Source organism: Acinetobacter sp. KS-LM10, from assembly GCF_036896575.1.
In the GTDB taxonomy this organism is placed as follows: domain Bacteria; phylum Pseudomonadota; class Gammaproteobacteria; order Pseudomonadales; family Moraxellaceae; genus Acinetobacter; species Acinetobacter avistercoris.
In genome coordinates this window covers 1,216,942-1,230,639 of sequence record NZ_CP145906.1, presented here as the reverse complement: position 1 = coordinate 1,230,639, position 13,698 = coordinate 1,216,942, and the positions used below count along the sequence as shown (strand labels likewise).

The following is a 13,698-nucleotide window of genomic DNA, read 5'->3' as shown; positions in this document are numbered from 1 at the left end:
ATCGGAAAAATCAAAATCGTAACCGACTGAGAGTTTTCTTCTTTGATCCATTGCTCGATCTATTGATTGGACTAAAATAAAGGATGAGATATGAATTAATTGTGAATATTGCACTATAAAAATACAAACGCTATTTCTAGATACGATGATCAACTAAATGACTGTTGATTTCTTTTATTGCTCTCATTAATTCAATTTCCACAATTCCTATCATTCTAAAGTTCACTTCAGGTTGAGTCATTAGATCTCTTTCATAAGTCGAAAAATGATCATTAGTTAGCAATAAATTGATAGGTAAAAATCCCTTCTTCCTTTGGGGGAAGCTTAGGATGAGGGAATACTCATGATGAATCCATTCGATGAATAATGAGTTTTGAAATAAGCTTAATGGCTTTAAAATAAAAATCCGTACTGTCCTTGCAACTCTTTATAAGTCATTTTAAAAGACCACTATTGGAGATTGTTATTGCACCTTTAGAAAGAGTATTTCAGCATTACTAGAAAATGGGTATAAAAACACCGCATGTCGTTTGTTTGAAATATGTGTTAATATTCACACACTTTCTCACCTACGTTTTTCGTAGGTTTATTTTTTTAAATCTCCTTTTTTGAAATTGAATGGTTTGTATTCAGCATAATCTCCCAATCTATGCTGCGGCGTTTTTTACTCTTTAGTTCTCAAAGTTATTTCTAATCTCTTGCCCACCAAGAGCGGTACTCACTCATTTTCAAAATACGTGGGTTAGCGCACGTGGGTTTTAATCACTATGTTGAAAATAATGTCTTCCCCTCATATTTCCAAACTCACCTTTGCTACATTACTGTTTCCTTTAGCGCTGGTTTTATTTGAGTTCGCTGTCTACTTAGGTAATGATTTAATTCAACCTGCCATGCTCGGTGTCACCCGTGATTTCGGCGTCAGTAGTTCATGGGCACCCTCATCGATGTCTTTCTATTTACTCGGTGGCGGTTGTATTGCATGGTTAATGGGTCCACTGTCTGATCGAATTGGACGTAAAAAAGTCTTATTATCGGGTGCCTTGTTTTTTGCTATTACCTGTTTGCTGATCCTTTTCACTCAGAATATTCAAAGTTTCTTAGGGCTTCGTTTCTTACAAGGCATGGGTTTGACGGTAATCAGTGCCGTTGGCTACGCAGCTATTCAAGAAAACTTTGAAGAACGCTCTGCCATTAAAGTCATGGCGATTATGGGTAATATGACTTTATTTGCACCTTTACTTGGACCGCTTATTGGTTCGTTTATGATTAATCATATTTCATGGCATTGGGGTTTTATTGGTATCGCTGTTTTGGCACTGCTCGGTTGGCTGGGTCTCAATATTGCCATGCCTGAAGATCAACCCGCCAAATTGGTTAAGAAACCGATAGGAAATATTTGGGCTGACTTCAAAATTGTATTTAAAAATAAGCAATTTGTGATCATGACGCTTGCCCTTCCGCTGGCCTGTTTACCGATCATGTTATGGATTGCATTATCTCCAATCATGCTGGTTGAAAACCTTGGTTTTAGTGCTTTTGAATACGGTATTGCTCAAATTCCAGTTTTAGGTGCTTTAATTTTAGGTAGTGTTATTCTGATTAAAATCGTCGATAAATATCCTCTCGGACAAACCATTTTATGGGGATTACCTACGATGCTCGTTGGAGCACTCGTCATTCTCTCTGGTCTGTTTATGCCGAATTATTTGGTGTGGACATTGATTATTGGTATGACCATCATGAGCTTTGGAGAAGGATTATGTTTTTCGGTTTTATATCGTTTAGCCATGATGTCTTCAGATGTGTCTAAAGGCACTGTAGCCTCTGCAATGTCTATGATTATGATGTTTACTAACTTCATCGTGCTTGAACTCTCACGAATATTATTTGAATCTTATGCGCTCATTGCTTTTAGCATCTGTTGTTTAGTGTTGGTGCTGTTGTGGTTTACGCTTCCACGATTGATGCTGAAAAAAGTGATGCAAGCTCGACAAGAGAGTCATCAGTTCTAAACATCCATTATTTTAATCAAGAAGACGAAAACGATCCTATTTTCGTCTTCTTTAGTTTAATTGACCTCTTTCATAAATAAAAAAAGATCATTTGAATGGCAAAAATGGATCTGTAGAAATGACTTCTTTCTATGCTAGAAGATCTAGGTTGAGATAATTCTCATGATCAGTGTGTTGTGTGTTGTGTGTTGTGTGTTGTGTGTTGTGTGTTGTGTGTTGTGTGTTGTGTGAATAATGACTTTTAAAAGAAGTCTATAACCTATAACTCGATTGTTTAAATTTTGGAATTTAAATGCTAAACCACATGTCTAGAAATTGAATAAGGCTTAATTTCACGATCTTTATCCTATATTCAAGCAAATTCCTATATACCCTCAAAGATCATCTTGTTTAAATAAAGTATATCAATTCTTCATTCTATTTCTTCAATCAGAATATTTTTTCTTCTCAATTTTTAAATACTTAAACCACATTGAATTCTCTCAAATATTTTAAAATTAGCATGTTATATTCATCATTATTAATTTGATGTTATGGATAACCTCATTGCAAATAGATGAAGAACTGACCCTTAAAAAAATTCAAATTTTTTTAGCTTTTATGCGTTGTGGCAATTTGACAAAAACAGCTGATGAAATGCAAATCAGTAATGTTAGTGTGCACAAGGCTTTACATTCTCTTGAAAATTCTTTGCGCTGCCCTTTATTTAAAAATGAAGGTCGCAGTTTAATCCCTCTAAAAAGTGCCTATGTGCTTGAAGAGCATTCTAAAAAGATTATTCAAGACATCATAACAACGGTCAATAAAACACGTGAAGCCGCTGGTTTTGCATCAAAAATATTTCATTTAGGCTCTTTATATTCCTTAACGGTAAGTACCATTCCCAGTGTCATTAGTGGTTTAAAACTGCGACGAGGTGATTTGGATATACAGCTGTCTTTAAGTTCAAATATTGATTTGATCAAAAAGCTTAAAGCAACCGAATTAGATGCCATTATTGTTGCACTGAATGAAACAACACGCGATCAAGAGTTTGAAAGTCTATCCATGTTTGAGGATGACATTTATCTGGCAGTGCATAAAGATTCAAAATATGCCGAATGTGACGAAATTAATTTAAGTCAGCTTAAAAATGAAACTTTTTTAACACTCGCAAAAGGATTTGCTACTCGCAATGATAGTGATTATGTTTTTGAAAAAGCAGGCGTTAATCCAAAAGTTTTTTTAGAAGTGACGGATATTTTTACCTTAATTAGTATGGTGAGTTCGGGTGTTGGATTTGCTTTACTGCCTGGTCGAATTTCCACAATTTATGAAAGTTCTGTAAAGCTGATTCGACTTGAACCTCAATATCAAATTAAACAGGAAATTGGTTTAGTGTTCTTAAAGCGTAAGGAACGTGATCCAAATTTGCTGGCGTTTATTGCCGAATGTCGTATGTTTTCAAGAAATATAAAATAAAATTTGGACAATTTACTTGAGTTTCATAAATTGTCCATACACGTTTTAGCCTATATATGCTTAACCAAAAATAGCATTTACAGTCAAAAAGAATACTGAAGGTCCTAATAAACATCCGAGTCCTGTATAGAACGTTGCAACCAATGCTCCATAAGGTACTAAACGCACATCTGTTCCTGCTAGGCCCGCAGCAGTTCCACTCGTTGTTCCCGCCAAACCACCAAATACCATCGCGGATTGTGGGCTTTTCAAATACATAAACTTCGCCAGTAACGGCGTTCCAACCATAAAGAATACTGACTTAATCAATCCAATCGCAATTGAAAGTGCAATGACATCAGAAGAAGCACCAATCGCAGTCCCTGTAATTGGACCCACAATATAGGTCATTGCTCCAGCACCAATCGTGGTCATAGAGACTGGATCTTTATAACCCATGAACCATGCAGTCATTGCACCTATCACAAAAGGCACAATACAACCGAGTGTTAAAGCAATCAAACCCACTTTCCCAGCTTTCTTAACCTCTTTGACATCCACTTCAAATGCTGTAGATGCAATGGCTAAATCGCGAATCATGGCACCGCCAAGCAATGCAAATCCTGAAAAAATAGCAATGTCTGAAATGCCTTTGGTTCCTTCGGTATATACCCCTGCAAAATAAGCCACCACTAGACCCAAGGTAATTGCAATTGCTGAGCTTTGCAGCTTACCTTTCGTCAAGTACTTAGACAGTAAGTGAGAAACAAACATCATCAGACCTGTCACTGCGAGTGCTGTGACCAGTGCATTTTTAGTGAGTACTACAATTAAAGCTTCCATTACTTAATTCCTTTTAATCCTTAAATTATTTTTTTAATTTCAATTAGACTTTTTCGACTTGATCAACTTTCTGATCTGGTTCAGTTGGCCACTCATAAACGTCATAATCACCATTCTTTTTATTTAAATAGCGAATCACGAGTACCGTACCGACTAATGAAGTAATAGAAACAATCAGTCCTAACATTCCACCAGATAATGCTGCCACGACATTCTGTCCAGCTGACATAGCGACAACGATGGGGATGTACATTCCTGACCAATACAACACACCAAATTGAGTGCTTTTTGGTAAATATCCTTTTTTAGCCAAAATCTCTTTTGACAAAATAAGTAAAATCATTGAGATGGCTACGCCACCGACGTTGGCTTTGACACCGAGTATCATGCCGAGGCTATTACCGAAATAATCTCCCAATAAATGGCAAATCGCTAAGAGTGCTGTTCCATATATAATCATTGTTAATTCCTCATATCCTTGGATAATGATTGTCTTTAAATTTATTTATGCATTTTGTGATCTGGTACTTTCTTTATGCATAGCCCCAATTAGACTGTCCAAACGTGTTCCTTGAAAAGACAGCACCGTTCCTTCTTTAAATGTCTGACGTGCTAAGCCTGTTAGCACTGTCCCTGGTAAATGCTCAATCTGTAACCGCACACCTCGCTCCCAAGCGGATTGAATCGTACTTTCCCAATCAATCATGCGGCACATATTGAAACTGATGTCTTCAATAATTTGCTCTTTCTTCATGAGTAAACGAGCGGTTGTCCCACTTAAATAACGTAGTTTCGGTTGATGTTGCTTGACTCCTTTTATGTGTTCAGCCAATTGTCGTGCTTGAACATCAAGTAATGCACAATGTGATGGCACACTCACCTCTAGACGCTTGGCCATAACACCATTCGCTTGCGCTTTTTCAGCAACAAGTTTCATTGAATCATTTGATCCTGAGATGACGATCTGACTTGCCGAATTGAGATTGGCAATAAATACATCTTGATTTTGCTGATAAATCGGCTCAACCCAAGCTTCTACCTCAGATTGATGTGTGCCGATTAAAGCCGTCATTCCATAATTTGATGGATAGGCTTCTTGCATTAAACGACCGCGAATCGCCACAAGTTTGAGTCCATCTTCAAAACTCAATACTCCTGCTACGGTCGCCGCAGCCCAAGCCCCAATTGATAATCCAGCCACGTAATCGGGTTGAACGCCTTGTTCAGACATTAACGAAGAGCTCACCACACCTGAAATAAACAAACACAGTTGTACTGCATAGGTCGATTTCAGCGCTTCGGGTTGATCCAGCAACCCTACATCTTGCTTAAGGATATCTGCTGCCTGTTCAAGATATTGCCGCACCAATACCGTTTGCGGTAAGTCATGCAGCATATTGACCTTTTGCGCGCCTTGTCCTGGATAAACCCAAATTGAACTCATACTGTCAATCCTTTACTTCCAAGGATCATTCACTAAAACGGCACCATCATTTCGTTTTAGTAAAACCTTGCCTGTCGTCCTTGCCCATTCTTTCAGTGCAACTCCACCATTAGGTGTTTGCAGTTGCACATCCAGTTTTAATTGCGTTTGTTTAAGCTGCTGTATAAGTAGTTGAGCCTTATCCTTCAGCAAAAATTCATCTGTTCGAATTAAAAGATCAATATCACTGTTTTGAGTTACCGTTTTAAGATGTGTAGCCAACTCAAATCCAACACTGCCTGTATAACCCCAGATCCAATTTCCCTGATTTAAAATCTTTTGAATCTCCTGTAGTTGCGTCATCAAATGAGGAAAATCTTGTAGATTCACAGCAGTTAATGCCTCTGGTTTTAACTGTTTGGTAATCGCTGCGATAGGCATGAGCGCCGCATAACGTTCATTTCTTGCTCCACCTCGTATGCCGACGGCAACCTCGGTTGCGTTTGTTAATGCCCGTCGTACAACGACAGGATGTCCTTGTCTCACCGTATTCTTAACCCAGTCAGGTGCATCTTTGGTTAAAAAATCAAGCGTCATGCCCCATAACAAATCATGTGCTTGAAGATGCATGTGCATTACCATTGCTCACGCAATAGTTCACGTACACGCTTTGATGCTTTTCGGTTTTCACCATTTAAGCGATGTTCAAGTCCTGTTGATCCTAGGTTTTGAATATCTTTCACTGCATTTAAAAATACGTCCTGAATCACAGTGATATCTTCGGCAGTCGGCTGTTCGGGATTACTGACCTCTAAAATTCCAGACAACAAACCTAATGTCGCATAGCTTTCTATGTCGTAGGCCATTGGGGGAATACTTGCCGCCAGTTTTTCTAACTCATCTACCGTCCGTAATGTCACACGAGCTGCGGACTCTTTACCCATCGCATGCACCATAACGCCATCATCGTTCAACGCAAAAATTCGATTTGCCTGATAGCCATGAGCCAAGAATGCGCCTGACATCGACTTACCCACCAATAAACTGATAATAGGATGACCCGCTAAACGTGCTCGAGCATAACTATCGACTGCACCTGCAAGTGCTTGATGAATACCAAACAATTCTTCACGACGACCATAAGCCTGACTGGGTACATCAACAATGCATAAAATTGCGCGTTTTTGATCACTGTCCTGATCTGCTTGAATCACAACATCTACAGCTTTGGCCAGTGCCCAACCTTCTAACAAGCCTACTTCGCCATTTTGAGCACGTGGATAAAGATTATGTGGATGCGGAACAACAGCAATAATACGCACAGATTGTTGTGATATCTGACCATCCGCAACCCAAACGGATTCCGTATATTCGCCTATTTGGTTAAAATCAGTCGTGAGTGCTTTAAACCAATGTTGACCGCGCATTGAAATTTCATTCTCTGCTGGTATATCCATATTCATGCTTGTTCTCCTTGATATAAAGCGCTCACTTGTAGCGGCGTTGCTTGTTCTGTAGTGTTCACCGCTTTTAAATGATTCAAGTAAAAATCATAATTTGAACTGCGATGCAAAGTTGGCACACCTTGGTTTAAAAATTGCAAAACTTGCTGTTTAATGTGCTGACGATCATCTTCAACATAGGCATCGACCAAGCCGCTTGCAGCACGCTGTTGCCCTCCGGTTACACTCCAAATAAACGGGCGATCCTTCGAGTCATATTCTTGAACACCAGCTTCTTGTTCAATCACTTGCGGACCATTAAGACCTAAACGGCCTTCTTGGGTCATGATTAAATAACTGCATAAAGCTGCGGCAATCGACATGCCACCAAAACATCCGACACTGCCAGCAATCACAGCAACCACTGGCTGATATTGTCTCAAATCAACAATCGCTGATTGTATTTCTGCAATAGCTGCCAATCCTAAATTTGCTTCTTGTAAACGGACACCACCTGTTTCAAGCAGTAAAATTGCTGCTGTTGGAATTCCCTGACGGTTGTCTTCAGCGGCCAATTCTAAAGCGCCTGCTATTTTTGCACCACCCACTTCACCGAGACTTCCCCCCTGGAAAAGACCTTCAATTGATATAATAACCACTGGTTTTTGCTGAATTGTTCCTTTGGCAATCACCACACCATCATCTGCTTGAGGCACAATATTTTGCTTCGGCAACCAAGGTGACATGATCCGAGCAAATGGATCTAAAAGCTCACGAAAGCTGGTGTCATCTAATAATGCTTTGACACGATCTCTGGCACTTAGCTCAATAAAACTTTGTTTCTTAAGTAATGCTTGGATATTAGCCACAGTTCACCTCCTCAAATGCTTGCTCTAGACGTAGGCGAACGACGCCCGGCGTTGCACCAAAGTCATGTATATCAATATGAACCGCAGGCGGTGTTTGTTCTGCAAACATACGCTCAAATAATTTTTCCCAGCGTTGTGAGCTACCATTTACAGAAGTCACCACTTGAATCGACATTTTCCCTGTCTGACTCGGCTGCATCAAAATTTCTAAATCGCCAGAACCAACACAACCAACCAACGCATTTTTTGTGGGGCTGCTTCCAGCCGAAAATTCAAAATTCAGTATTTCCATTACCTTATTTCCTATTTATTCTTAAAATTAAACTGCTCAACACGATCGATAAATAATGTTGCTGCGAGTAAATCTGCGACTCCACCCGGCGATGCTCTTCGTTCTAAAAGATCTTGTTCAAAGACATGAAAGTAAAGCTTTCCAGCCACTGTTGAATAACCGCCAAGGTCTAACACCGCTTGAGCACCTTGTTGCATTCGAGCTAAACCTGCCTCTCCTGAACGATATAAAACACAGGTATCATCTAAAGTCGTCATCATCGCGAGCAAAGCATCGATTCGCGCATTTGTTTCATTACCCTGTATCTTTCGGCTTTTATGCAACGTCGGCAAACCAAAATGAGTAATGGCTGGAAAACCTTGCTGAGCCTGAAATTTTGCCCCGTTTATTCCGAGTTTTTTCTGTATGTATTGTCCGTGGCTTAAGGCCTGCTGAGGAATAAATCGATCTTCAAGTTTGGCTATTTCCCCCGCTAATTTACACAGTTCAATCGCATGCACTGATTTCGCAGTCAAACTCTTCAACGCGGCAGCTGTAACCATCAAACCTAGTGCCCAAATTGCACCGCGATGGGTATTCACACCCCCTGTCGTTTCGAGCATAACCGTTTCGCCTGCACGACCAATTTCACCTATCGCTTCACGCAAAGCCAATGAACACATTCGATGTTGAAAAGCGGCTTGTGCCATTTTTAAAAACATAGGCTTCAAACTGTGCGCAGAACGCTGCATTAACGCCAGTGTTAAATCATCATGTGCGCCACTTCCACGCTGATCTACCAATGCAGGCTTGGGTGTTAGATTCACTTCTGCAATCAAAGCATCTACTGCAAAGTCTGCAAGCACCACACACTGTTGAGTGAAGTCAGGTTGAACATAAGCATTCATTACCAGCTCCTAAATTTTGCAGGCGGCTGATACAGCCCATCTGACCATGTCACAAGATCTGCAATATTTTTTGCCGCCAGTAATTCACGTGTTGCATCTGTACGACGAATTCCGAGGTCTTCTGGGAACACCACTAATCCTTCGCGACGTAAACGCTCTGTGGTTTTAGGATCATGGTTTAAGCCAATTTCGGTCACACCTGCAACCGCAGCAATCATTGCCTGACGTTCTTCTAAACTTCTGGCTTTATACAAATACGCGATACCTTCTTCGGTTAAAAGATGTGTAACATCATCACCATAAATCATAATCGGTGCGAGTGGCATACCTGCCTTTTTTGCAACCTCTACGGCATCAAGTGTGTGTACAAAAGTTGGCTTTCCACCTTCCTGAAAAGTTTCCACCATTTGCACAACTAACTTTTTACCGCGTGCGAGATAAGTATCCGTTTCAGTTGCCCCTTCGGGGCGCATATCCAGCCAAGCAGGTGTAGCATGACGTCGGCCACGCGGATCATGCCCCATATTCGGTGCACCACCAAAGCCAGCTAAACGTCCTTTAGTCACCGTTGAAGAATGACCACTGCCATCGACTTGTAAGGTTGCACCGATAAATAAATCGACTGCATATTGACCCGCAAGCTGACACATCATTCGGTTAGATCGGAGTGATCCATCACGGCCTGTAAAAAATATGTCTGGTCTTGCAGCAACATATTTCTCCATGCCCAATTCAGTACCAAAACAATGGACGCTTTTTACCCAGCCCGTTTCAATCGCAGGAATTAAAGTCGGATGTGGATTGAGTGTCCAATTTGTGCAAATTTTTCCTTTCAAACCTAGGGATTCACCATATGTCGGTAAAATCAGTTCAATTGCGGCGGTATTAAAGCCAATACCATGATTGAGTGATTGCACATGATGACGTTCATAAATCCCTCGAATCGCCATCATGGCCATTAAGATATGAACAGGTTTGATATGTTTGGGGTCACGTGTAAATAATGGTTCAATATAAAAAGGCTTGTCTGCGACAACCACAAAATCGACCCAAGATGCTGGAATATCAACTCGCGGTAAATCTTTAACGTCATCCACCAACTCATTCACTTGCACAATCACAATACCGTCACTAAACGCCGCAGGTTCAATCAGTGCTGGAGTGTCCTCTGTACTTGCGCCAGTATAAATATTACCCTCACGATCGGCCATAAAGCCTGCTGAGAGTACGACATTTGGAATTAAATCGACCAATAAGCGTGAATACAGTTCAATGTAAGTGTGAATGGCGCCAATTTCGAGTAAGCCATCTTCAACAAGTTGGCTAATGCGCAAACTTTGTGTGCCCGCAAAAGAGAAATCAAGTTTACGAGCGATGCCTTTTTCAAATAAATCGAGATGTTCAGGGCGTCCTACACTCGGCATAATCAGATGTAGATCATGTAAAATATCAGGATTGGTCTGCGCCAAAGAACGAGAAAGGAAATCAGCTTGTTTTTGATTATTTCCCTCTAAAACAACGCGGTCACCTGCACTAATTAATGTCTCTAAAACTTTGACAATATCTTGCGTTGGAATAACCACGCCATCAGCGTATTTGCTGACCATTTCTACTTTTAGCTGTTTCGCATTGCGACGTGTATTCCATTTACGTTCTATGTTCGGAACTGAACTATCCATGTTATTTGTCCTAATTCTGTATTTTTTGATCTTCATCTATCAAAGCCTTTTCTTAGACTGAGATCAATCAACCAGAAGTGCCATCTCTTAACCTCAGGTTAATGAATGTTTTCAGACAGTTTTATTCGTGATTATTTTTTTGAATTTAAAGCGATTGATTAAAATGATTGATTAAGCAGTTCTAAAAGAGTTTTTATATATCTTAGATTCTTAAATGAAGTGCAACAGAGATTAAATATCTTCGCCTTCTCAGAGAAAGCTAAGATGAGGGAATACTCATTCTTAATTTGGAGAGTAAAAATGATTTATATAAGAGAGCTCATATTTTTTTTAAATTCTTGAATCCAGATCAAAATAAAGGCCTAAATTTAGGCCTTTATTTATATCAGCATTTGTTAACCACACGTCAGATCAGATCTACTCAACTTTCTATTACTTTCCACGGCAATAACAGATGCAGCCACCGCATCAATCACTTTTTCAAGCGACATTCTTGAGGTGTTCACGGCATCAATCATTTGTCCCTGATTTGACATGACGGGCTGTTTAAATGTCATGCGACAACTTAATTGTCCTGTTGTTAAAGCAAGCTGAGTATTTTTGCTATTCACAAGCGGCTTATTCGGATCGGTATATTTAATCGTCCATGCCACTGCAACATGAATGGCATGCTTAGCGCCTTGCGCCTGTTCTTGCGCAGATTGCTCAATAATATCAAATTGAGAAAAATCAGTGGCTATTCGATATGCGGGTTTACCGCCCGTCATACCGCTGTTGTAGCGATCTACTGCGCCTAGTTTCTGTTGTAGTCCTGCAGATAAACCATCTCTTAACTCTGCTGACAAAGTCGATGTCCAACGCTGTTCACTTAATACATTTGAACGCCCAGATGAGTCTTGAACGACAATGGGTATCCTGTTTAATCGATCTGCCAAACCCACTGGCATCACTTCGATTACACGGATACTCGTCGAACCGACGGAAGGCGTTACGCGTGGTGACAGTGAGTAATAGTTGGGCTCTTTAGACCCAGAACATCCCGTAATAGCCAGCATCATAATGAGGCTTACACTGATCATTTTCAGATGGTTTAGCTGATGATATTTTCCAGATTCAATCATACGTTTAGTTATCATTTTTTTTCGGCTCTGACGTTTTTCCACGAATCAAAGATTCAGGATGCTGTTCAATTTGATCAGCCATTAATTGTAAAGATGCTGCCGCACGAGTGACTTGTTGCAACGCTCTTCTTAAATCCTGCTGGACTGGAGCATCACTCGACAACAATGTTTCAGAAGATTGAACCGTTTTACGAACATCGTTTAAAGTCGCTTGTAAATTAGGTGCAACCTGACCATCCAATTGATCAACTAATTTTTTTGTCGACTGAACTGTCGTATTTAAAGTGCTCAAGGTCTTACGCACATCTTGACCAATTTCGACTAACGGGAATTTAGTGACATTATCCGCGATTTTAGAAACTTGCGCCTGCAAACCTTTCAACTCAGTTGGGGTGGTCGGAACCTCTACCACGCCATTCGCATTCATGGTTAAAGTTGCATATTTCGCTTTAGGGAACAAATCGAAAGCAATATAGTTTTGTCCCGTAATGAGATTACCGGTACGTACTTGTGCACGCCAGCCACGTTCAATAAAGTTCTTAAAAATACGATTATGTGGATCGAGTTCATTACCCGTTGCTATCCGTGATGGATAAATCGTGGCATCCACACGCATACGAATTTGACTATAATCACGATGGAATTCTGTATTGATTGATTTTACGTTACCGATTTCAACACCCATAAAATCAATAGGTGCACCAACTGAAAGTCCTCTCAAAGAATCAGAAAAATACATCACAATATTTCGTGGATTCACATCAGGTTTTTTAAGCGCTTCAGTGCGTGTACCCCACAGTTCAAAGCGACTATTGGCAGCTGCAATCCCAGAATTCGAATTTTCGGGATGACCAAATGCAATACCTCCAGCGACAATACTGGCCAGCGATTGCGTGTTCAAATTAAATCCAGATGCATTTAGGCTCACATCGATACCACTCGCTTGCCAAAAACGAGTGTCTTTGGTCACAAATTTATCATAGGGTGATTTTATAAATGTTTGTAATTCAATATTTTTTCCATCATTTGAAATGTTATATGCGGTCACCTGACCCACATTAATTTTTCGATAATAAATTGGAGAGCCAAAATCCAATGATCCTAAATCATCCGCCTTTAAGAAAAATACTTTACCCGGTACATCAGATGACACGACAGGTGGTGTTTCTAATCCTTTGAAATCAGCATTTTTCTTTTTAGAATTGCCACCATCCACTTCAATATAAGCACCTGATAGTAACGTATCAATTCCAGATATCCCACCTGTTCCTATACGAGGACGTACCACCCAGAAACGCGTATCTTCTGCTGCAAAGTTGCTGGCAGATTTACTCAGTTCAATCTTCGCGATCACATGTGAACGATCTTCAGATAAATCAATTTGACGAACCAAGCCAATATTCACATTCTTATAACGGACTGTGGTTTTACCTGCCTCTAAACCATCAGCCGTTCTAAAAGACACATCAATTTTTGGACCGATGCTCATATAGGCCTTTACCGCCAGAGATAAACCAATAAGCAAAGCAATAAAAGGAACAATCCAAATAAATGAAGGTTTCCACTTTCCGCGTTTTTTATCAGGCTCAGCTAAACGTGAAGGATCTCGAATGATGGGATCTTCTGAAGGTAAATCTGAGTTTTGATCAGTTATTTTTTGGTCAGACATATTTTATTCTTTGTTCAATTG

13 protein-coding genes are annotated in these 13,698 nt (G+C 40.1%); 2 read left to right on the top strand and 11 right to left on the bottom strand.

The features are described 5' to 3' along the window. Positions 1 to 779 precede the first annotated feature (779 nt). Both V5M36_RS05620 and V5M36_RS05615 read left to right on the top strand, forming a co-directional pair. Positions 780 to 2,012 (top strand): MFS transporter, encoded by a 1,233-nt coding sequence (locus V5M36_RS05620; RefSeq protein WP_338562889.1) that lies wholly within the window; start codon positions 780 to 782, stop codon positions 2,010 to 2,012. Positions 2,013 to 2,558: 546 nt separating this feature from the next. Beyond that, the gene (locus tag V5M36_RS05615) at positions 2,559 to 3,473 is read left to right on the top strand and encodes a LysR family transcriptional regulator (RefSeq protein ID WP_338562887.1); all 915 of its coding nucleotides are present in this window, start codon (positions 2,559 to 2,561) and stop codon (positions 3,471 to 3,473) included. 60 nt (positions 3,474 to 3,533) lie between these two features. On the opposite strand, the gene madM is transcribed toward V5M36_RS05615, so the two are convergent. From madM to V5M36_RS05560, 11 genes are all read right to left on the bottom strand, one after another. Further along, positions 3,534 to 4,295 (bottom strand): malonate transporter subunit MadM, encoded by a 762-nt coding sequence (gene madM / locus V5M36_RS05610; RefSeq protein WP_338562885.1) that lies wholly within the window; start codon positions 4,293 to 4,295, stop codon positions 3,534 to 3,536. 43 nt (positions 4,296 to 4,338) lie between these two features. Next, positions 4,339 to 4,755 carry a malonate transporter subunit MadL gene (gene madL / locus V5M36_RS05605; protein ID WP_338562883.1) on the bottom strand — a complete coding sequence of 139 codons (417 nt, stop codon included), beginning with the start codon at positions 4,753 to 4,755 and terminating at the stop codon, positions 4,339 to 4,341. A 45-nt stretch (positions 4,756 to 4,800) separates the two neighbouring features. Then, entirely contained in the window at positions 4,801 to 5,739 is a 939-nt protein-coding gene (gene mdcH, locus V5M36_RS05600; RefSeq protein WP_338562882.1) for a malonate decarboxylase subunit epsilon, read from the bottom strand. 12 nt (positions 5,740 to 5,751) lie between these two features. Then, on the bottom strand, positions 5,752 to 6,354 hold the full coding sequence (locus V5M36_RS05595) for a malonate decarboxylase holo-ACP synthase (RefSeq protein WP_338562881.1): 603 nt from the start codon (positions 6,352 to 6,354) through the stop codon (positions 5,752 to 5,754). Further along, positions 6,354 to 7,181 carry a biotin-independent malonate decarboxylase subunit gamma gene (gene mdcE / locus V5M36_RS05590; protein WP_445206308.1) on the bottom strand — a complete coding sequence of 276 codons (828 nt, stop codon included), beginning with the start codon at positions 7,179 to 7,181 and terminating at the stop codon, positions 6,354 to 6,356. The genes V5M36_RS05595 and mdcE overlap by 1 nt, the downstream gene beginning before the upstream one ends. Next, positions 7,178 to 8,029 (bottom strand): biotin-independent malonate decarboxylase subunit beta, encoded by an 852-nt coding sequence (locus tag V5M36_RS05585; protein WP_338562879.1) that lies wholly within the window; start codon positions 8,027 to 8,029, stop codon positions 7,178 to 7,180. The genes mdcE and V5M36_RS05585 overlap by 4 nt, the downstream gene beginning before the upstream one ends. Then, positions 8,022 to 8,321: a malonate decarboxylase subunit delta gene (locus V5M36_RS05580; protein WP_086190151.1), complete on the bottom strand. Its 300-nt coding sequence runs from the start codon at positions 8,319 to 8,321 to the stop codon at positions 8,022 to 8,024. Before V5M36_RS05580 ends, V5M36_RS05585 begins: the two co-directional genes overlap by 8 nt. A gap of 11 nt (positions 8,322 to 8,332) precedes the next feature. Continuing rightward, positions 8,333 to 9,208 carry a triphosphoribosyl-dephospho-CoA synthase gene (locus tag V5M36_RS05575; protein WP_338562874.1) on the bottom strand — a complete coding sequence of 292 codons (876 nt, stop codon included), beginning with the start codon at positions 9,206 to 9,208 and terminating at the stop codon, positions 8,333 to 8,335. Beyond that, complete coding sequence (mdcA, locus tag V5M36_RS05570; RefSeq protein WP_338562872.1) at positions 9,208 to 10,887, bottom strand: malonate decarboxylase subunit alpha; 1,680 nt, start codon at positions 10,885 to 10,887, stop codon at positions 9,208 to 9,210. The genes V5M36_RS05575 and mdcA overlap by 1 nt, the downstream gene beginning before the upstream one ends. A 395-nt stretch (positions 10,888 to 11,282) precedes the next feature. Further along, entirely contained in the window at positions 11,283 to 12,023 is a 741-nt protein-coding gene (locus V5M36_RS05565; RefSeq protein ID WP_338562870.1) for a PqiC family protein, read from the bottom strand. Continuing rightward, a complete protein-coding gene (locus tag V5M36_RS05560; protein ID WP_338562868.1) occupies positions 12,013 to 13,677 on the bottom strand; it encodes a PqiB family protein in 1,665 nt (554 codons plus the stop codon). Before V5M36_RS05560 ends, V5M36_RS05565 begins: the two co-directional genes overlap by 11 nt. Between the last annotated feature and the right edge of the window lie 21 nt (positions 13,678 to 13,698).